This is a genomic window from Streptomyces sp. NPDC033216 (assembly GCF_055577115.1).
This window is the reverse complement of sequence record NZ_JBVIQK010000006.1, coordinates 305,991-325,391: the sequence shown is the minus strand read 5'-3', so window position 1 is coordinate 325,391 and position 19,401 is coordinate 305,991. Positions and strand designations below refer to the sequence as shown.

Below are 19,401 nucleotides of genomic sequence, written 5' to 3'. Positions count from 1 at the left end.
GCTGCGCACCCTGGGCGTGACGGCCCGCAGGCCGACGCCCGGTCGACCGCATCGACCCCCCGCCGGTTCGGACCTCCTCGGCTTGTCAGACGGCGAGTGCCTCTCGCGTGGCGGCCGGGCTGTCGGACCTGCCGCCGTGTCCGTCCCACGGGTGGGCAGGCCGTCGGCCTCGGTCCGGCCGCCGTAGGCATGGGCGGGCATGGAAGCTGCTGGAGGCGCCAGGAGGACAGGAGGGCGTCCGAAATCGCGGCAGGTGTCGCTGTCGGTCTCGTCGGAGGCGAGGTCGGATTCGGCAACCAAGGCATCGAAAGCTTCCCGCGCGATGGATCCGGGCGTCGACGGAGCGTACTGGGCCGGCGGGGTTCTCGACGGAGAGGTTCGAGGAGAAGACATGCACCCACAGGCAGCGGCGATAACCGACAACTGGCCGGCGACCGTCATCATGTTGCTCCTCGGAGGCGCGGTTGTCGCCTTCTTCCTGATCAGGGGGAAGGGGAAGTAGCGATACCTCGCACGGGGCGGCTGCCGCCCTCCTGCGAGGGGCGGCAGACATGCAGCGGCTCCTGGTTCCGGAAGGAGTTTCGCAGCGCCCTTCACCCCCAGGACGATGGGCACAGGGCGTCGAAGGCAGTCTCCTGGCCACCACGCCCGTCCTGGTCGTCGTGGCCGCGGCGGAGCCCACCGTGAGGAACCGTATGGACGCCCTCACGCAGCGCCCAGCACGACGGCCCGGCACACGCCTGCCTGACTACCACCGTCACCGAGGGGTCGCTCAGTGGGGCACGAGGTTCGGTGAAACCGGCGCGGACCCCCCCGGGCAGCGACGGGAGCCGCCCTACGGACAGCGGACGACCACGCCGGTCCACGCGTCGCCCACACGGAAAGGGCAGGACGGCGGGCGGTGACGGTGACGGAGGGGAAGCCGGTTCCGGTGCCGGAACGGCGGGCCGGTGCCGACGGCGGAACGGCGGGCCGGTTCCGACGGCGGAACGGCGGGCCGGTTCCGGCGCCGGCCGCGATCGAGGCGTCGACGCCCCACCGTACGCGGTGGCGGTGAACACGCCGTAGGAGCGTTGCGACTCGGCGGAGTGATCGTGTGGTGCCCGGCTCGGGAGGGGGAATGCCGCGGGTATGCAGGACCTCTCAAGTCCCCTGCCCCGTAACGGGCTTGTCGTGATCCAGCCGTCGCGGCGGCGGCACTGTGCCGGCTGCCGGCGCGGGCCGCTGCCGATGCTCGTCGTCGAGGACGGCGCGCCGCACTGCCTCGGCTGCGCGGACCTGGGGCATCTGGTGTTCCTGCCGCGCGGGGACACGGCGCTCACCCGCAGGGCGCGGGAGGAGAGCACGCTCTCGGTGGTCGTCGTGCGGTTCAACCGCCGCAAGGGGCGCTACGAGCGGCAGGGCGTCCTCGTCGAGGATGTGGGGCTGGTGCGAGCGGAAGCGCGATGCCTGGCCGACGCCGAGGCGCGCAGGCGGCGCCGGGTGCGGGACGCCCGGCGGCGGGCGGCACAGGACGCGCGGTTCGCCGAGGCGTTCGCGGCGGAGATCCTGCGGCTGCTTCCCGGCTGCCCGCCGGACCGGGCCGGGGCGATCGCCGCGCACGCGTCGGTACGCGGCAGCGGGCGGGTGGGGCGCAGTGCCGCCGGACGGGCGTTGTCGGAGGGGGCGGTCGTCTCGGCGGTGGTGGCGTCCGTACGGCATCTGGACACCTCGTACGACGGGTTGCTGATGAGCGGGGTGCCGCGGCGGGAGGCCCGGCAGCGGATCGCGGCGGGCGTGGCGGCGGTGCTGCGCGAGTGGGGACGGGAGGCGAGGGCCGACGCCGCCGGTCGCTGAGGCGGCGCGACGTCCCCGCGTCGTCGCCCCGACCCGCCTGGCCGCCCCGTCCCGATCCTCCCCTCCCCGGCCCGGCCCGCTCTGGACGTTCGCGTATGCCCCCGAGGCTCTCGGCGATGGTGACCGTTCGGCCGGGGCACTTCACTGGTGGGGACGGCCGAAAACGGGCCGGTGACCGGCGGAGCGTGGGAGGACGACGTGAACGAGGGACCGTGTCTCGTGCTGGCGGTGCTGGGGGTGCTCGGGACCGGATTGGTGGCGGGGGTCTTCTGCGGGTTCTCGACCTTCGTGATGAGGGGCCTGGCCGCGCTGCCGCCCGCACAGGGCGTCGCCGCGATGAAGGCGATCAACGTGACGGCGGTGAGGCCGGCCTTCATGCTCCTGTTCGTCGGCACCGCGGCGCTCTGTGCGGTGATCGCGGTGGTGACGTTCCTGCGGTGGCCGGACGAGGGGACGGTGGAGCTGCTGCTGGGCAGCGCGCTGTATCTGTTCGGCTCGTTCGGGGTGACCGTGATCGCGAACGTGCCCCGCAACAACGCGCTGCTCGGAGTGGCGTCCGGCACCTCGGAGGCGGCCTCCTACTGGCCTGCGTACGTGCGCGAGTGGACGGCCTGGAACCACGTCCGCACGGTCGCCTCGACCGCCGCCGCCCTCGCATACGCGCTGGCTCTGACCTGACGGCCGGGCCCGCCCGCAGCAAGCGCTGTCCGGCGCTCTGCGCGGGGCGGGCAGGGGACGTATCGTGGCGTCAAGAGTGCCGCCCGATGCCGCACGGCCCCGTCGTAAGCGCACGCGAGGAAGACGGCCATGGCCGATCCCAAGGGATTCATGACCACGCCCCGCCAGGACTGGCAGCGCAGGCCGATCGGGGAGCGGGTCCGTGACTGGGACGAGGTGTACGTCCCCGGGGCGCTGCTCCCCATCATCAGCGAACAGGCCGACCGCTGCATGGACTGCGGCGTCCCGTTCTGCCACGACGCCTGCCCGCTGGGCAATCTGATTCCCGAGTGGAACGACCTGGTCTCCCGTGAGGACTGGCGGGCGGCGAGCGAGCGGTTGCACGCGACGAACAACTTCCCCGAGTTCACCGGGCGATTGTGTCCCGCACCGTGCGAGGCCGGGTGCGTGCTCGCCATCAACCAGCCCGCCGTCACCATCAAGAACGTCGAGGTCGCCATCGCCGACCGGGCCTGGGCGGAGGGCCTCACCCCGCCCCGGCCGCCGGACCGGCTGTCCGGCCGGACGGTGGCGGTGATCGGCTCCGGGCCCACCGGGCTGGCCGCCGCCCAGCAGTTGACGCGGGCCGGGCACACGGTCGCCGTCTACGAGAAGGACGACCGGGTCGGCGGGCTGATGCGGTACGGCATCCCCGAGTTCAAGATGGGGAAGCGGCATCTGGAGCGCCGGATCGAGCAGATGCGGGCGGAGGGCACGAAGTTCCGTACGTCGACCACGATCGGGCGGGACGTCATGGCCGAGGACCTACGGACGCGTTACGACGCCGTGGTGATCGCCACGGGAGCGACCGAGTGGCGAGAACTGCACGTACCGGGACGGGAGTTGACCGGCATCCAGCAGGCGATGGAGTATCTGCCGCTGGCCAACCGGGTGTGCGAGGGTGATCTGGAGCGGTCCCCGATGTCCGCTGCGGGCAAGCACGTCGTCATCGTCGGCGGCGGCGACACGGGTGCCGACTGTCTGGGCACGGCGATCCGGGAGGGCGCCGCGTCCGTGACCCAGCTGGACATCTACGCCCAGCCGGGCGCCGAACGCGACGAGGACACCGATCCGTGGCCGACGTACCCGAAGGTCTACCGGCTGTCCGCCGCGCACGAGGAGGCCCGCGACCTGGGCGTCGCGCCGGCGGCGGACGCGGACGCGCGCCTGTTCGCGGCGTCCACCCTCCGCTTCACCGGCGACGAGAACGGGCACGTCCGGGCGCTGCACCTCATCGAGGTCGACGCGAGGCGGCGGCCGGTGGAGGGCACCGCGCGGGCGCTCCCCGCCGATCTCGTGCTGCTCGCCCTCGGCTTCTCCGGCCCGGATCGGGACGACGGGCTCATCGAGCAGCTGGGGCTGGCGCTGGAGTCGCGTGGCACGATCGCCCGGGACGCGGGCTTCGCGACGAACGTGCCCGGCGTGTTCGCCGCCGGGGACGCCGCCCGCGGGCAGTCGCTGATCGTGTGGGCGATCGCGGAGGGACGGGCGGTCGCCGCGGCCGTCGACCGCCATCTGACGGGCAGCTCACGGCTGCCGGCACCCATCGGACCGTACGACCGGCCGATGAGCGTGCAGGACACGGGCGGCCGGTGACCGCCCCGCCGGTCCACGGACGACCGATGACCGTGCGGCCGGCCCACCGACGACCCATGACCGTGCGGCCGGTGTCCGCCCCGTCGACCCACGGGCGGCCGGTGACCGCCCCGCCGGTCCGCCGGCGGCAGCCCGCTCGTGTCCGTCGCCGTCACACGGATCAATGCGATCCATCGACCGGAAAGACCCTCTGTAGGGTGCTTGTCCATGAAGGAATCATGGGTCAATTCCGCTGAGCGGATCGGTGTCGACCTGCATCTGGAGTTGCCCGGTCCGGGCGGGCGGCGGGCCGCGCTGATCCGGGCGCTGCGCGAGGCCGTGAGCGGGGGGCGCCTTCCTCCCGGCACCCGGCTGCCGCCGTACCGCTCGCTCGCCGCAGATCTCGGGGTCGCCCGCAACACGGTGGCCGACGCCTACGCGGAACTGGTGGCGGAGGGCTGGCTGACGGCTCGGCAGGGGTCGGGAACGCGAGTCGCCGACCGCACGGAACCCCTGCGCCACGCCGTGCGAACGCCGGTCACGGCACCTCCACGCGCGCGTGGCCCTCGGCACGACCTCCGGCAGGGCACCCCGGACGCGTCGGCGTTCCCGCGCGCGGCCTGGCTGGCGTCCTACCGGCGGGCGCTCCAGCAGGCGCCCAACGAGGTGTTCGGGCCGGGCGATCCCGCCGGGCGCCGCGAGTTGCGCGAGGCGCTCGCCGAGTACCTGGCACGCGCGCGCGGTGTGCGCACCGACCCCGATCGCATCGTGATCTGCTCCGGCTTCGGGCACGCGCTGCGGCTGCTGTCCGGTCGGGGCGGGGTGTTGCGCGGTCCGCTGGCGGTGGAGGCGTACGGGCTGGCGTTCCACCGTGAGTTGCTGGCCGCGTCGGGCGTGCGGACGGCGCCTCTGCCCCTCGACGAGGACGGGGCGCGGGTCGACCTGCTGGGGCGCGAGCGGGGCGTGCTGCTCACGCCCGCACATCAGTTCCCGACCGGCGGTCCGCTGCACGCGAGTCGCCGGGCCGCCGTGATCGACTGGGCACGCGCGCGTGGCACGGTGGTGCTGGAGGACGACTACGACGGCGAGTTCCGCTACGACCGCAAGCCCGTGGGCGCGCTCCAGGGCCTGGATCCCGAGCGCGTGATCCACCTCGGCTCGGTCAGCAAGAGCCTGTCGCCGGCGCTGCGGTTGGGCTGGATGGTGCTGCCGCAGCGCTACGTCGGCGATGTCCTCGCGGCCAAGGGCGACCGGGAGGCCTGGGCGAGCGTCCCGGACCAGCTGAGTCTGGCCGACTTCATCGTCTCCGGGGCCTACGACCGGCACGTGCGGCGTATGCGCCAGCGGTACCGGGGGCGCCGGGACCGTCTGGTCGCGGCGCTCGCCGAGCACGCGCCGCGAGCCGAGATCACGGGGGTCGCGGCAGGGCTGCACGCGGTGGTGCGGCTGCCGCCGGGCACCGAGCGGGCCACCGTCGAGGCGGCCGCCCGGCGGGGCATCGCGTTGGACGGTCTGGCCGGTTTCCGGCATCCGGATACGGCCATGGAGGCGCGGGACGGTCTCGTCGTGGGGTACGCGACGCCGCCCGAGCACGCGTACGGGGCCGCGCTGGAGGCACTGCGCGGCGTGCTGCCGTAGGTACCGGGGACCCGGCCCGCCGCGGCGCCGACCTGCCTGTGGAGGAGGCTCCGGCGTGCCGCCCCCCCCCTGCGCGGGGATGAGGGGGCGGAGTCCGCCCCGCAGGAGGAACCACGCGGCGGGCCTACGGTCGCCGCCGTGCCTCGCGTGTCGGCCGCCCGTGGGTGCTGCGGACGCGGCCACGGGCCGCTTCTCGGCCGGAGCGAGGCCGAGCGTCCGGGGCTCCCGACACCCAGGCGGTGGTCCCCCACCACGTCCGGGGCTCCCGACACCCAGGCCGCGGTGGTCCCCCACCTGCGCACCCTGGCCCACGCCGCCTGGCGTGGCGCGAGGCCGTCCCGTCAGCCGCCGGGTGGACGCCCCGCGCATGGGTCCCGGGTCCGACCGGGGGCCCGCCGTTGCGCCGCGTTGCGCGCCGGGACGCCCCGCCCGCACACACGCTACGGCTTGCGTGCCACCGCCCCGTAGCCGGGAATGACGCCGTCGTCCTGGCCGGGTACCGGCTCGCCGAGTTCGGGGTGCCACTCGGGCACGACCGCGACACCCGGTTCGACCAGTTCCAGCCCGTCGAAGAAGCGGCCGAACTTCTCGCGGGAGCGCAGTGCCAGCGTGACGCCGGCCGCCTTCAGCTTCGCCGTGGCCGCCGCGGACTCCTCCGGCGTGAAGTCGGCGGTGGCGTGGGTCATCATCAGGTAGCTGCCCGAGGGGAGTGCGGCCAGCAGCCGGTCGACCAGTTCGTGGGCCCCGTCCTCGTCGGAGACGAAGTGCAGCAGCGCGATCAGGGACAGCGCCACGGGACGTTGGAAGTCCAGGATCTTCCTGGCGCCCTCGATGATGGCGGCCGGGTCACGGACGTCCGCCTGAAGGTATTCGGTGACGCCCTCGGGTGTGCTGCGCAGCAGCGCGGCCGCGTGGGCCAGGACGATCGGGTCGTTGTCGCAGTAGACGACGCGGGCGTCGGGCGCGACCTGCTGGGCGACCTGATGGAGGTTCGGCTCGGTCGGAATGCCCGTGCCGATGTCGAGGAACTGCCGTACGCCGTTCCCCGCGAGCCAGCGCGTGGCGCGGTGCATGAACGCCCGGTTGACTCTGGCCATCACCGGTACGCGGGGATCGAGCGCCAGCATCTGCCGGCCCATCGCCTCGTCCACGGGGTAGTTGTCCTTGCCGCCGAGGTACCAGTCGTACATCCGCGCGGGATGGGGCTTGCTGGTGTCGATCTCGAAGGCGCCGGCGGGCTCTGGCCCGGTCATGAGGAACTCCATGGGCATGTGACACGAATAATGATCAAGTCAGCACCAAGATAGGGAAGTTGAACAAAGAGTGCACAGGAAGAAGGAACAGGTGGGTCGGTTCAGGACAACAGGAAGTCCGCCTCTCCCGCCTTCGCTCCCTCGATGAAGGCCGTCATCTCGTCGGAGGTGTAGATCAGCGCCGGGCCGTCGGGGTCGGTGGACTGACGGACGGCGATCCGGCCGTCGGCGAGCTTCATGGCCTCCAGGCAGTTGCCTCCGTTGCCGCCGCTCCACGGCTTGTGCCAGCCCTCGCTGCCCAGTTCCCTCGCGGGCATGCCGTTGTAGATCCGCTGAGCGCGGCCACGCGGCCTGGTCGGGGACTTGATGCGATCCATTCACAGCTCCTTGCGGAGATCCCGGAGGATCTCCTTCGTGCGATGTGCCGTAGCGGCCTGCGCCGCCATGCGGTCCATGACCTCGAGATGGGTCGCCACCTCGGTGCGCGCGTCCAGGTAGACGGCACCGGTCAGGTACTCGCTGTAAACCAGGTCCGGAAGTTCGGGCATGGCGAATCGGAACAGCACGAAGGGCCCGTACGTACCGGGGTGCGGCCCCGAGGAGAACGGGGCGACCTGGAGCGTCACGTTGGGCAGCTTCGTGGCGTCGAGCAGCTTGTCGATCTGCGCGCGCATCACCTCCGGGCCGCCCACCGGGCGGCGCAGCACGGTCTCGTCCATGACGACCCACAGCCGGGGCGCGTCCGCACGGGTGAGCAGGCCCTGGCGTCGCATACGCAGGTCGACGTGGCGCTCGATGTCCTCCGGACGGGTCTGGCCGATGGCTCCGGACCTCAGCACTCCGCGCGCGTAGTCCTCGGTCTGTAGCAGGCCGGGGACGAAATGCGGTTCGTACTGGCGGATCAGGGCGGCCGCGCCCTCCAGGCTGACGTGCATCGAGAACCAGCCGGGGAGGATGTCGTGGAAACGCTGCCACCAGCCGGGCTTGTTGGCCTCCTCGGCGAGCTGGACGAAGCCCTCGGCCTCCGCGTCGGTGACGCCGTAGGCCTTCAGCAGCAGCTGGAGGTACGGGATCTTGAGCGAGACCTCGGCCATCTCCATACGGCGGACCGTGGCGGGCGCGACACGGAGGATGCGGGCCGCCTCCTCGCGCTTGAGCCCGGCGCGTTCCCGCAGGTCCAGCAGACGTCGGCCGAGTACCACCTGTCCCACCGTCGGCGCGGACCGCGGTTCGCTCACGCCCCACCTCCACCAAGAGCCGACCGACGGGCCACTTGGTCCGGTCGGCCGGTCACGAAAAGATCCCGACAGCCCTGCGGCGCCACGCGAAGACCTGATTCGAAGATACGTACGACTGAATACGGATCTCCGGTGATCCCAACTGGCGCCGCTCGACATGCTGTTGCGAGCAGTGTGCCACGGCGCTTCACCGCGTCACACAGCACTCTGCATTTTTCAGAGTGACACTTGCCAAGTGTTCACGGCGGGGCGATAGTGGCAAGCGTGATTCCGTCCGCGCCCTTAGGAACAGACGCCGCAGGCCACCCCCAGGGTCTCGGTGCCGCCGCGGGAGCAGGCCCTGACCAGGCCGCTGCCGAGCGTCGGTTCCGATTCGAGCTGGCCGCACATCCGGGCTCCCCAGCGCAGGCCAGACGCCTGGCCCGGGCCCGGCTGACCGGCTGGTCGGTGTGCGAGGACACCTGCGACACGGCTGCCCTGGTCATATCCGAGCTGGTCACCAACGCCATCGTGCACACGGCGAGCGGCGTGGTCGTCTGCGAGCTGTACGACGGCGACGACCACGTGCGCATAGCCGTGCGCGACGAGGGCTGCGCGCCAGGTGAGCCGCATCCCTCGCCGCAGCGCCCCGATGAGGAGCACGGACGGGGCCTGTTCCTCGTCGACGCCCTCTGTCACTCCTGGGGCGCCCAGGAACACGGTCCCGGCCTGCTGGTCTGGGCCGACCTGCCCCGGCAGGAGGCGCCCGCCTCCTGCGCGGACCCGGCCGAGCGGCACGAGGGCCTCGCCGCCTCCGACGGCGGTCACCCGGCCTCCGCGCCGCGCGCCGACCTCGGCTGGGGCGCCCGCCCGAAGCCGGACCCCGCCGACGGCTCGGACGACGGGGGCGAGCCCCCCACCGAACAAGGTGATCAAGGAGACGCGGCGCACCGCGGCCCGGGGCCCGCCGAGCAGACGCACAGGGCGCACCCCACGGGAGCCCGCGCCCCCGGCCACGCACACCGGCCCCACCACACTCCGGCCGCCGACGGCCGGGCCGACCCCCGGTCGAGCGGGACCCCCGGCCGGCTCCCGCGCCTCTCCGACGGCCCGCTGTCCCGCGTCGCGCCGCAGTGGCACCGCGGGCCGGGGACCGGCGTGGCCTCGGCACCGGCCGACCGCACCGACCACGCGTTCGACCTGACGAACGGGGCACCCGCCTGGCGCCCACACCCCGGCGCGGGTCCCCTGGGCTCCCCACCGCGCGACCGGGACACGGCGTGAGCGCCGTCACCGGCCGGATCGGGGTGCTCACCCTGGACACACTCGTGCGCCTGCGGCGCGGCTCCGTCGGCGACACTTCGCGGGCTCCGCACCGGCTCACTGTTCCCGAGGGCATGACGGCGCCGCTGGGCTGCGACGCCGTAGCCGTCCCGGCGCGGTTGGGTCCGCTGGTCCTGCCCCGCCTCCCGCGCGTGGGCTGCGTGTACGCCGACGAGGCGCACTGGTGGTGGCTCGTCCCGACGGACTCCGACTACGCCCTGGACTGGCCCGCCCCGGCGCGGTACGCCACGGGCGCGATCGTGCCGGATTCCCCGCAGGTTCCCGGTCTCATCCACCGGCCGGACGGCACACTGCCGTACACCCCGCCCATCCCCCTCTATCTGACCCTGTGCCGCCTCACGGACACCCCGCCCACCTGGTCACGGCCGATCAGCGCGTGACACGCGCACGCGCGTCGGCCGCACGACCCTGACCGACTCCCGCCTCCACCCACGGCGTACGCCCGCGCGCGGCGCCCGACCTGGTCCCGCGCCCTGCCCTCCCGAAGCTCCGCCCGCGATAGTGGCCATCCGTCCACGATCGGGGGAGGCCGAGGGTGCGGAAGGCGCCGGGACAAAAGGGTCGTGACGAACGCGAGGTGTCGGAGTCGGAGCGCCTGCTCTTCGGGGGCCCGCTCCGCTACGACATGGGGTGGAACCAGCACCGGGACGCGTTCCTGGAGCTGAATTTCCGCGCCATGGTGACCCGGCTGCCGTCCCTCCTGTCCGCCAGTCTCCGGCTGGCCCGGCACGCCGATCCGCAGGCGGCCCGGATCGTGGTGGCCGCCGAGCTGGGCCGGGGCGTGGCGCAGGCGGTCAGCCTGCTGGCGGTGAACACCGTGCTCGGCCGGCTCATCGCCGGCGGCCCGATCGAGGACCGGCTGCGCGGCGCGGCCCCCGCACTGGCCGTCGTGGCCGCCGTCCTGCTCGTCGCCGTGGTGCTGCGGGCCGCGTCGACGTACGCGACCGGGCGTCTCGAGCCCAAGGTGGAGCGGGTGGCGACCGAGCGGTACCTGGAGCGGGCGGCCGCCGTGGAGCTGGCCGCGATCGAGGACCACGCCTTCCACAAGCTGCTGGACACCGCGCAGTACGGCGCCCGGTCCAGCCGCTACATGATCAGTCACGGCACGCGCGTGGTGAACGCGCTGATCTCGCTGATCGCGGCCGCCGGCGTGCTGACCGTCCTGCACCCGCTGCTGGCCACCATGACGCTGCCCAGCGCCTGGAGCGCCCTGACGAACGCGCGGCGCCGCTACGAGTCCTTCCACACCTGGGTGCAGCACGCGCGCGCGGGCCACCTGCTCGCGGGCCTGCTCACCGAGCCGGCGGCGGCCCCCGAGATCCGCGTCCACGGAGTCGGCCCCTTCCTGCTGCGGCACTTCCGGGCGATGTCGGAGACCGCGGAGGCGGAGCAGGCCCGCCTGGCCCGGCTCGCCGCCCGCACCGGCTTGTTCGCGGCGGCCTGGACGGGCCTGGCCACGCTGGCGACGTACGCCACGCTCGGCGGTCTGCTGCTCACCGGGACGATGGCGCTGGCGGTGGCCGGCACGGCCGTCATCGCGATCCGCAGCGGGTCGGCGAGCCTGAACACGCTGGTCCTGGAGGTCAACCAGCTCCACGAGGAAGCGCTGTTCGTGGGCGATCTGCAACGCCTGTACGTGGAGGCGGCCGAACGGGCGATCCCGGAGGGCGGCAGCGCCCTGCCGGAGGATCCTCGGGAGATCCGCTTCGAGAACGTCTCCTTCCGCTATCCGGGGGAGTCCGCCCGGCCCGCCCTGGACGACGTGACACTCACCCTGCCGCTCGGCCGGATCATCGCGCTCGTCGGGGAGAACGGCTCCGGCAAGACGACCCTGGTGAAGCTGCTGGCGGGGCTGTACCGGCCGGATGAGGGGCGGATCCTGTGGGACGGCGTGGACGCGGCCGACGCCGACCGGCGCCGGCTGGCGGAGCGCATCGCGATGGTGGCGCAGGACTTCAAGCGGTGGCCGTTCACGGCCCGGGTCAACGTGGCCGTCGGCCGCTCATCGGCGCCGTTGACCGAGGAGCGGCTGGCCGACGCGATCGGCGAGGCGGGCGCCGAGGAGGTGGTCGCGGATCTGCCGCGCGGCCTGGACACTCTGCTGGCCCGCCACTTCAGCGGCGGACATGAACTGTCCGGCGGTCAGTGGCAGCGGCTGGGCATCGCACGGGCGGCGTACCGGCGTGGCCGCATCCTGATCGTGGACGAGCCGACGGCGGCCCTGGACGCGCGGGCGGAGCTGGAGGTCTTCGAGAAGATCCGCGCGCTGGCCGACGGCGGCCAGACGGTCGTGCTGATCACCCACCGGCTGGCGTCCGTCCGGCACGCGGACCTGGTGCACGTCCTGGAGCAGGGCCGGCTCGTGGAGTCCGGAACTCCGGAGGAGCTGCTGGCCAAGGGCGGGGTCTACGCGGAGCTGTACGCGCTTCAGGCGGAGCAGTTCACCACCCCGTCGACGGGTCCGGTGTCCGCCTCGAACGCGGGCTGACCACGGCGTCAGTCGGTGGCCTCGCCGCCGCGGACGACCACCAGGAACGTGTCGGTCGCGAGGTCCATGACAACCTCGGCTGCCAGTCCCTCCATGCGCCGCGCCTGCGCGAACTCCTCAGCGGGCCACGACCCGCGCGGCCCGCCCGCGGGAAAGCGTTCGAGCACTGTTCGCCCGTTCACCATCTCGCACACCTCCGATAAGCGTTGTACCTGTAGGAGTTAACGCTGTCGGAGGTGGAACGCCTCGGTCAGTGACGGGACTGAGACGTAGTTGACACAAGTTCAACGCGGAGTGTGAGGATCCGGTCACCTCGTGAACACGCCGGTTACTCTACGCGCCAGAATTCGTACACGTCGTGATAGCGAACGCGCGCACCGCCCGCCGGCGCGCCGAGAGTCGACGACCGCCCCTTCGGCTCCTCCCAGTGCTCCTTGCGGCCGAGGGCCGTCAGGTCGAGCAGCCTGGTGGTGGAGCCGAGCCCGTCGAGTCCTCGCGTCCACTCCCGGACGTCGAGGTTGCCGTCGGAGGCGGCACCTTCCGTGGCGAGCCCGACGGCCCCACGACGGCTCGCCCGGCTCCACGACGGTGCCTGGAGGGCTTCGACAGCCCGCTCCGGTCCTACGTCGGCTCGTCCGGTGCCCGGAAGAGCACGGGGTTCCGGTCAGACCGTGACGGCCCGGCCCGTGACGCCCGTCGGCAGCCCCACCCGTTCCCGGTGCGCGGCCAGTTCTTCGAGGAGTTCGGTGAGCCGGTCGCGGTGGCGGCGGTCGAGCCGTCCGGTGTCGTCGAGGTGGACGGCGGCGGCGGTGGTCGTGTCGACGAGGCGTTCGAGGAGGGCGGCGACCTCGTCGGTACCTTCGGTGTGCCGGGCGAGCGCGGGCAGTTCGGCGGCCGAGAGGGCGATGGCGGCACGGGCCTCGGCGAGCGTCCGGTAGGCCTCGCGGCGCAGGGTCCAGCGGGCGGCGCGGTCGTCCGAGCCGTCCAGCACGTGAACGAGGTAGAGGTGCGCGGCGCCCGCGGCGGACGCGAGCCGGGCACGCACATGACCGCCGCGCTCCCCAGGCATCGGCAGATGACCGACCAACAGCACGATCGCACAGGCCAGCAGCGTCTCCCCGATCCGCCCGACGGACGCCTGCGGCTCCCCGCCGGCCATGACGAGCGACAGGACGAGGACCGTGACGACGGCGGTCTGGGCTGCGAAGTGCCGGGTGGAGACGGGGATCAGCGCCCCGCAGACGGCGACCAGCGCCACCAGCCCCTCCGGGTGCGGCAGCACCACCGCGAGCCCCGCGAAGATCAGCGCCCCGAGGACGGTACCCGCGGCCCGGCACAGTACGCGGGAGACGAGCGGCCCCAGGTCGGGCTTGACGAGGAAGACCGCGGTGGCGGGCAGCCAGTACCAGTGCGTGTGCTGCCCGTACCAGTGGGAGTGGTGCAGGGCCTGGGCGATGGCGGCGCTGGCGCCGAAGCAGAGGGCGACCCGCAGCCCGTACTCGCGCCCGCCGGCCCCGAAGACGGTCCGCAGCAGGTCCCGGGCACCGCGCCGGCGGGTGTGCAGGTCCGCGCCGTCGCCCTGGTCGAAGGCGTGGGCGGCCTGAAGCAGGGCGTCGTCGAGGGCGCGCAGCGCGGGCGCCGACCGGGCGGGCGCGGGCAGCGGCCCGGTGGCCGTGCTCTCCCGTACGGCGGCGGCGAGGCGCCGGGGTCCCTCGGCGACCCGGTCGGTGAGGGGGCCGCCGGCCCAGGCGAGGGCGGTGGCCGCCTCGGCCAGGGGCAGGGCGGCGGCGTACTGGGCGTGCAGTCGGCGCTCGGCCGCTGAACTGGCGTAGCGGCGCAGCCGGGGGCCGGCCAGGGCGTCCTCGGCGTGGTCGAGGGCAGCGGTGAGGGCGGCGCGGCGGGCGGTGGCGTGCTCGCTGCCGACGGCGTCGAGGAGAGCGGCGACGGCCTCGTACACGCCAGCCACGGCCGCCCGTTCCCCGTCGAAGCGGAAATCCCCGGCCAGTGCGCCGGGGGTGGGCAGGGCGAGCCGCAGCACGATAAGCCATCCGGCACCGGCGAGGAAGGCCAGGGCCCGCGCCCAGCCGCTGTCGGGCAGCGGCATCCCGGCGCCGACGGCCGCGGCGACGAGGAGTTGGGTTCCGCCTCCCGAGGCGACGGGCCCGATGGCGCTCATGCCCCCGGCGAGGAGGCCCAGGGCGGTGAGCACGAGCGTCAGCGCGACCGCGCCGACGTGGTCCCCGGCGTACGTCCCGACGAGGAGTCCGGCCGCCCCGGCGAGCGCGGGCGCCCCGAGCCGCCGGACGGCGGCGCGCCGGCTGCCGGGGCGGTCGTTGATCCCGGCGAGCATGGCGGCGATGGCGGCGACGACTCCGAGGGACGTACGGCCGGCGAGAACGGCGATGAGCAGGAGCGGCCCGGCGGCGAGCGCGCCCCGTACGACCGCGCTCCACGGGACGGGTCCCCGCTGGGCCCGCAGGGCGTGCGCGAGCCAGGGGGGCAGGGCGGCGATGGTGCGATCGGCAACGGCGGAACGCGGGGACACATGGCTCCGTTCGGACGAGGGCGGGGAGTGCCTTCGGGCGACGGTGACCGGGGCTGCTGCTCGGACTGGGTCTCCACGGTACGGGTTGCTTCTGGAGAAGGTGGGACAGCCACGTTGCGGGAAGGTGACGCCTGGGTCGGATCCCGGATTCTTTATGAACGCAACTGTGGTGATGAACGCAACTGCCTGGGCGGCGCCCGGGGTGGTCGCGACTTCTCACGCGCGCGTGGCCTCGGCCGCCGCCACCGTCTCCTCGAAGAGGAGTCGGGCCCGGTCGAGCGCCTCCGGGACGCCGCCGTGGACGATCCGGGCGACAAGGTCGTCGACGCCCCGCAGCCCGGCCCGCTCCAGCAGCCGCTTCTCGTTCGTCACCCACTCCCCCCGCGCGGCGAGCACCGCGTGCCCGGCCTGGGCGGCGGCGACGGCCAGGGCGCCCGCGGCCTCCGTGCGCCGGTCCTGGGCCGTGTGGTGGGCGGTCGCGTAGGCGAGGGTGGCGCTAGCGGCGCCGTACCAGCGGTCGCATGCCGTGCGGCGGAGCCTGCCCGGGTAGGCGGCCGGTCGCGGCAGCTCCCCGTGCAGCACTTGGTTGATCGCCAGCTCGGCGACGATGAGATAGCTCGGGATGCCCGCGAGGTGGAACAACAGTGGTTCCACGCGGAAACGGCCCTGCTCCGCCTCGCCCAGTTCGTGGGCGACGACGTCCAGGTCACGGTAGTGGACGTCGACGCGCCGTCCGTCGATGGTGAGCCAGGCGCCGCCGTTGAAGACGCCGCCGCCCCACGCGCCGATCTCCGACACCTCGCCCTCCCAGCCGACGGCCCGCAGGTCGGCCGGGTCGAAGGCGCCCCGGTAGTAGACGGCCAGGTCCCAGTCGCTGTCGGGGCGGTGCGTGCCCTGGGCGCGGGAGCCGCCGAGGGCGACAGCGCGGACGCCGGGAAGGGCGGCCAGGCGGTCGGTGGTGGCGTGGAGGAAGGCTGCGTCCATCAGAAGTCCCAGATGTCTCGGTGACGGTGGCGGGTCGGCGGGTGGTCCAGGTCCTCGGCGACGTCGAGCAGGGCGCCGGGCGGGGCCGCGCGCAGACGGTTGCGGGCGGTCGTGCGGAAGACGGCCAGGGCTGCTCGGGCGCGCGACTCGTACGGGCCGTCGACTCCCGCCCCGAGAGAGCGCGGATAGGTGTACGCGGTGAAGGCGCACGCGACGGGGACGCGGCGCGGGCGGCGGCCCTCGCGCCGCGCGCGGGCCGACTCCTCGGTGGTGAGGCGGAGTTGGACGAGGCGGTGCCCGGAACGTAGACCGGCCCACCGGGTCGACCAGGGAGCCGGGTGATGGTTGCGGTGCCGGGGGCGGATGTGGTGAACGGTGCGGGACATGGCAGACCTCCGCGAGCCCGCCGGGACTTCCGGCGCGGCCCGCTAGAAGTCCGCCGCCGAGAAACGGCCCAGATGCTTGGTGCGCATGGGAGGAAGGGTGGCGCCCGAGGCCCGTGTCCGTCCAGCGGTTATCGCGGCGAGGGCGATTGTCAGTGGGGCGCGCTTCAATGGACGTGTCGTCACGGAGTGTCACGACGGGGCGGGACTGCGGGGGGAGTCGGAGGCTGTGAGGTACGCGGAGGACGAACGACGGTACGTGTCGTTGGCCGGACTGCGGATGCGGGGCTGGACCGGAGCGCTGGTACATCACGACCAGTACGCGGTCGCGGCCCACGCCGACCGCTTCACCGACTACCGGTCCACCGGCTACCGGCCACCGGCCACCGGCCACCGCTCCACGCTGCGGCATCTCTTCGGTAACAGGCCGGACCCCACCGATCGGGCGCGGCCCGGCACGGTCGGGCCGGTCAGCTCAGGCCCGCCGCCGTCGCCGCCGTACTCAGCACCTCCCGCAGCATCTCCGGGGTCAGGCGTCCGGTGAAGGTGTTGCGCTGGCTGACATGGAAGCAGCCGAAGAGGTGCAGGCCGTCGAGTGGCACCCGTGCCCCGTGCGCGAAGGCCGGCCGGGGCCGGGGCACGGCCCACCCCGCCTCCGCGAACGCCGGCAGCGTGGCCTGCCAGCCGAATCCCCCCAGCACGACGGCTGCCCGCAGGGTCGGCCGCAGCAGCCGCAACTCCTGGACGAGCCAGGGGCGACAGGCGTCCCGCTCCCGCGGGGTCGGCTTGTTCGCGGGCGGCGCGCAGTGCACGGGCGAGGTGACCCGCACCCCGTGGAGGGCCAAGCCGTCGTGGGCGGACACGGAGGTCGGCTGCGAGGCGAGCCCCACGTCGTACAGCGCCTGGTACAGCACGTCTCCGGAGCGGTCGCCCGTGAACATACGGCCCGTGCGATTCCCGCCGTGCGCGGCCGGGGCCAGCCCCACGATCAGCAACCGCGCGTCGGCCGGACCGAACCCCGGCACCGGCCGCCCCCAGTACGTCTGGTCGGCGAAGGCCGCCCGCTTCGTACGGGCCACCTCCTCCCGCCACTCGACGAGCCGGGGACAGGCCCGGCACCCCGCGACCCGCCGGTCCAAGGCGGGAAGGGGATGCGTGTCCAGATAGTCGTCCGAGTCCATGGGCCCACGGTAGGACGGTGGCGCCGGGACCGAAGGATCAGATGGTCGCCGGTGTGCGCCGCACCAGCCGCAGCAGATCCTTCACGGAGTCGCGTCGCGCCCAGGCGATGAGGCCCAGCGGGACGAGCAGGACGAGGGGTGTCGCCGCGTTCTGCCCGTCCATGGCGACGATCGTCACGATGAACGCACCCACCATGAGCGCCCCCAGGGAGACCGCGGCCACCGACCGGAGCACCGGGATCAGCAGGGCCACGGCACCGGCCAGCTCGAGGACACCGATGGCGTACATGCCGGTGGCGCCCCAGCCGAGCTTGTCGAAGCCCTCGGCCGCCGACGGATGGGCGATCAGCTTCGGCAGTGCGCTGGCGATCCCGTAGAAGAGGGCGAGCAGCACCTCCAGGCCGTGCAGTGCGATGCGGGCCCGCCGTCGTCCGGCGGTCCGGGACTCGGGGCGGGTGGTGGCGGCGGAGGGGAGGGGGGCCGTGGTCTCGGGCACAGGGTCTCCTGGGGGAAGCGGTTCGTCATGTGTCGGAGACAAGGACCGCTCCCCCACCGTGAACTCATCGGTCTCCGCCGCTCTTCATCGCTTCACCGCCCTCACCCATACGCGGTCCTCGGTCAGATACCGGTCCACCTTCAGTCCCGCCTCCGCCAGTGCCTCCTCGAACTGGTCCCTGGTCAGGGGCCGGGAGCGGAATGTCTGGGTCCATGTGGCGTCCGGGAACACGTACTCCGCGCGCACCGAGTTGACGCCGTCACCGACGGGTTCGGCCGACAGGATCCGCGTGGTGAAGCCGCTCGGGTGAATGCGCTCCCGGGGCAGGTCGGTGTGGTAGTCCTCGCCCTCCCGCTGGATCAGGACACACCCGTCCTTCGCCATGTGCCGGGCACAGGTGCGCAGCAAGCCGCGTCTGACCTCCTCGTCCCCCGCGTGGACGAGGAACGACGCGAGCATCACCACGTCGAAGGTCTCGTCCAGGTTGAGGGCCTCGATGGGGCCGCACAGGGTGCGCGCCCCCCGGACGCGGTCGAGCATCTCGGCGGACTCGTCGACCGCCGTCACCGTGAACCCGCGCTCCAGGAGCGGGTGGGTCACGCGGCCGACGCCGCTGCCCAGCTCCAGGATGTGCGCGCCCGCGGGAACGGCGGCGGTGATGATGTCGGGCTCGTCACCCACCGGAAGGCGGCTGTACAGCTCGACCGCGCAGCCGTCGGGGGTGATGGCACCGGGGCCCGTCCCGTCGTGCCCCTCTCGCATTTCCAGCCTCATACCCGTCCAACGGCCCATGCCCGTACGGCCGTTCCCCCACTCCGCCGGTTCATTCGTTCGAGTGAGGGTCGCGCTTTCGGTGAACGCGGTGAACGCGGTGACCTCGATGGGACGCCTCTCTTCGCCCCACCCCGGACCCTCGCCCCGCCTCCCGGCCCTCGGTCCCTGCCCCCCCTGCCCCCCTGCCCCCCTGCCCCCCTGGAGAACGTCCGGACCGAGGAGTACGTTGCAGAGAGGAGTGATGATCCGATGCGTACGGGCAGTGAGCCGGTGACAGCGCGCAGTGCTCTGAGGATGAGGCTGTGGCTGAGTGTGTGGGGGCTGCTCTGGGCGATCTTCGGGACGGTCGCTTTCGCGCTCGTGGGGCGTCCCGGCTGGGCGATCGCCTGCGGGGTGCTGTGGCTGGTGATCGGCATCGACCTGTCGAGGATCAGCAGGCATCTTCGCCAGGGGCCCCACTACCAGCCGGGCCCCGACGTCCCGCCGTACCGGCCGCCGGAGCAGCACCACCCCTGAGGGCGAGACCAGGCCAGGACTCGACGACCGCTGAATCGACCACCAGTGGCCCGACGACCGCTAGGACTCGAACCGTGCCGCCTTCAGGTACTGCGGGTTCGGGTCCAGCGCGGCGGCCAGACGGAAGTGGCGTTTGGCCTGGTCGGCGCGGCCCTGCCGCTCGTAGGTGCGGGCGAGCGCGAAGTGGGCGAACGCGTTGTCCGGCTCCCGCTCCAGGACGATCGTGAACTCCAGTTCGGCGGGCCGCAGTTGCGCGGCGGCGAAGAAGGCGCGCGCCCGCAGCAGCCGGGCGGCGGTGTTCTCGGGATACGCGGCGATGACGCCGTCTAGCAGCTTCACCGCGCCCCGCGGATCCCGTGCGGCCAGAAGTTGCTCGGCCGCGCGGAAGTCGATGACGTGCGTCTCCGGAGTACGTCCGGTCGGACCGCTGGTTTCGGGCACGGAAAATTCCTTC

Annotated in this window: 18 protein-coding genes and 2 pseudogenes; 8 read left to right on the top strand and 12 right to left on the bottom strand. The window is 73.3% G+C overall.

Features of this window, described 5'->3' with window-relative positions; all coding sequences use genetic code 11:
* Positions 1 to 1,131: 1,131 nt before the first annotated feature.
* The 4 genes from ACZ5Y0_RS15355 (at position 1,132) to pdxR (ending at position 5,766) form a co-directional block, all read left to right on the top strand.
* Complete coding sequence (locus ACZ5Y0_RS15355) at positions 1,132 to 1,836, top strand: DUF2293 domain-containing protein (protein ID WP_469129142.1); 705 nt, start codon at positions 1,132 to 1,134, stop codon at positions 1,834 to 1,836.
* 198 nt (positions 1,837 to 2,034) lie between these two features.
* Positions 2,035 to 2,514, top strand: a complete 480-nt coding sequence (locus tag ACZ5Y0_RS15350) for an anthrone oxygenase family protein (protein WP_469129141.1) — start codon at positions 2,035 to 2,037, stop codon at positions 2,512 to 2,514.
* A 129-nt stretch (positions 2,515 to 2,643) separates the two neighbouring features.
* Positions 2,644 to 4,149 (top strand): glutamate synthase subunit beta, encoded by a 1,506-nt coding sequence (locus ACZ5Y0_RS15345; protein ID WP_469129140.1) that lies wholly within the window; start codon positions 2,644 to 2,646, stop codon positions 4,147 to 4,149.
* Between the two features lie 207 nt (positions 4,150 to 4,356).
* Complete coding sequence (gene pdxR, locus ACZ5Y0_RS15340) at positions 4,357 to 5,766, top strand: MocR-like pyridoxine biosynthesis transcription factor PdxR (protein ID WP_469129139.1); 1,410 nt, start codon at positions 4,357 to 4,359, stop codon at positions 5,764 to 5,766.
* Between the two features lie 440 nt (positions 5,767 to 6,206).
* Here pdxR and ACZ5Y0_RS15335 read toward each other — a convergent pair whose 3' ends face one another.
* From ACZ5Y0_RS15335 to ACZ5Y0_RS15325, 3 genes are all read right to left on the bottom strand, one after another.
* Positions 6,207 to 7,019 carry an SAM-dependent methyltransferase gene (locus ACZ5Y0_RS15335; RefSeq protein WP_469129138.1) on the bottom strand — a complete coding sequence of 271 codons (813 nt, stop codon included), beginning with the start codon at positions 7,017 to 7,019 and terminating at the stop codon, positions 6,207 to 6,209.
* 101 nt (positions 7,020 to 7,120) lie between these two features.
* Positions 7,121 to 7,396: a DUF397 domain-containing protein gene (locus ACZ5Y0_RS15330; RefSeq protein WP_469129137.1), complete on the bottom strand. Its 276-nt coding sequence runs from the start codon at positions 7,394 to 7,396 to the stop codon at positions 7,121 to 7,123.
* Complete coding sequence (locus tag ACZ5Y0_RS15325) at positions 7,397 to 8,257, bottom strand: helix-turn-helix domain-containing protein (protein ID WP_469129136.1); 861 nt, start codon at positions 8,255 to 8,257, stop codon at positions 7,397 to 7,399.
* Between the two features lie 228 nt (positions 8,258 to 8,485).
* Here ACZ5Y0_RS15325 and ACZ5Y0_RS15320 point away from each other — a divergent pair.
* From ACZ5Y0_RS15320 to ACZ5Y0_RS15310, 3 genes and pseudogenes are all read left to right on the top strand, one after another.
* Positions 8,486 to 9,145: pseudogene (locus tag ACZ5Y0_RS15320) on the top strand (ATP-binding protein); the annotation flags it as partial.
* A 371-nt stretch (positions 9,146 to 9,516) separates the two neighbouring features.
* Positions 9,517 to 9,960: a hypothetical protein gene (locus tag ACZ5Y0_RS15315; RefSeq protein WP_469129135.1), complete on the top strand. Its 444-nt coding sequence runs from the start codon at positions 9,517 to 9,519 to the stop codon at positions 9,958 to 9,960.
* 245 nt (positions 9,961 to 10,205) lie between these two features.
* Positions 10,206 to 12,068, top strand: coding sequence for an ABC transporter ATP-binding protein (locus ACZ5Y0_RS15310; RefSeq protein WP_469129189.1), 1,863 nt, complete (start codon positions 10,206 to 10,208; stop codon positions 12,066 to 12,068).
* 8 nt (positions 12,069 to 12,076) lie between these two features.
* On the opposite strand, the gene ACZ5Y0_RS15305 is transcribed toward ACZ5Y0_RS15310, so the two are convergent.
* The 8 genes and pseudogenes from ACZ5Y0_RS15305 to ACZ5Y0_RS15270 form a co-directional block, all read right to left on the bottom strand.
* Positions 12,077 to 12,253, bottom strand: coding sequence for a hypothetical protein (locus tag ACZ5Y0_RS15305; RefSeq protein ID WP_392246092.1), 177 nt, complete (start codon positions 12,251 to 12,253; stop codon positions 12,077 to 12,079).
* Between the two features lie 143 nt (positions 12,254 to 12,396).
* Positions 12,397 to 12,570 (bottom strand): annotated as a pseudogene (locus ACZ5Y0_RS15300) (DUF899 domain-containing protein); the annotation flags it as partial.
* A gap of 162 nt (positions 12,571 to 12,732) precedes the next feature.
* A complete protein-coding gene (locus tag ACZ5Y0_RS15295; RefSeq protein ID WP_469129134.1) occupies positions 12,733 to 14,613 on the bottom strand; it encodes an FUSC family protein in 1,881 nt (626 codons plus the stop codon).
* Positions 14,614 to 14,829: 216 nt separating this feature from the next.
* Positions 14,830 to 15,597: a nucleotidyltransferase family protein gene (locus tag ACZ5Y0_RS15290; RefSeq protein WP_469129133.1), complete on the bottom strand. Its 768-nt coding sequence runs from the start codon at positions 15,595 to 15,597 to the stop codon at positions 14,830 to 14,832.
* Positions 15,597 to 15,983 (bottom strand): hypothetical protein, encoded by a 387-nt coding sequence (locus tag ACZ5Y0_RS15285; protein ID WP_469129132.1) that lies wholly within the window; start codon positions 15,981 to 15,983, stop codon positions 15,597 to 15,599. The genes ACZ5Y0_RS15290 and ACZ5Y0_RS15285 overlap by 1 nt, the downstream gene beginning before the upstream one ends.
* A 467-nt stretch (positions 15,984 to 16,450) precedes the next feature.
* Positions 16,451 to 17,161, bottom strand: a complete 711-nt coding sequence (locus ACZ5Y0_RS15280) for a uracil-DNA glycosylase (protein ID WP_469129131.1) — start codon at positions 17,159 to 17,161, stop codon at positions 16,451 to 16,453.
* A 37-nt stretch (positions 17,162 to 17,198) separates the two neighbouring features.
* On the bottom strand, positions 17,199 to 17,657 hold the full coding sequence (locus ACZ5Y0_RS15275; RefSeq protein WP_469129130.1) for a DoxX family protein: 459 nt from the start codon (positions 17,655 to 17,657) through the stop codon (positions 17,199 to 17,201).
* Between the two features lie 84 nt (positions 17,658 to 17,741).
* Positions 17,742 to 18,419, bottom strand: a complete 678-nt coding sequence (locus tag ACZ5Y0_RS15270; protein WP_469129129.1) for a class I SAM-dependent methyltransferase — start codon at positions 18,417 to 18,419, stop codon at positions 17,742 to 17,744.
* 261 nt (positions 18,420 to 18,680) lie between these two features.
* On the opposite strand from ACZ5Y0_RS15270, the gene ACZ5Y0_RS15265 reads away from it, so the two are divergent.
* On the top strand, positions 18,681 to 18,947 hold the full coding sequence (locus ACZ5Y0_RS15265; RefSeq protein ID WP_469129128.1) for a DUF6343 family protein: 267 nt from the start codon (positions 18,681 to 18,683) through the stop codon (positions 18,945 to 18,947).
* A gap of 60 nt (positions 18,948 to 19,007) precedes the next feature.
* On the opposite strand, the gene ACZ5Y0_RS15260 is transcribed toward ACZ5Y0_RS15265, so the two are convergent.
* Complete coding sequence (locus ACZ5Y0_RS15260; protein WP_469129127.1) at positions 19,008 to 19,388, bottom strand: tetratricopeptide repeat protein; 381 nt, start codon at positions 19,386 to 19,388, stop codon at positions 19,008 to 19,010.
* Between the last annotated feature and the right edge of the window lie 13 nt (positions 19,389 to 19,401).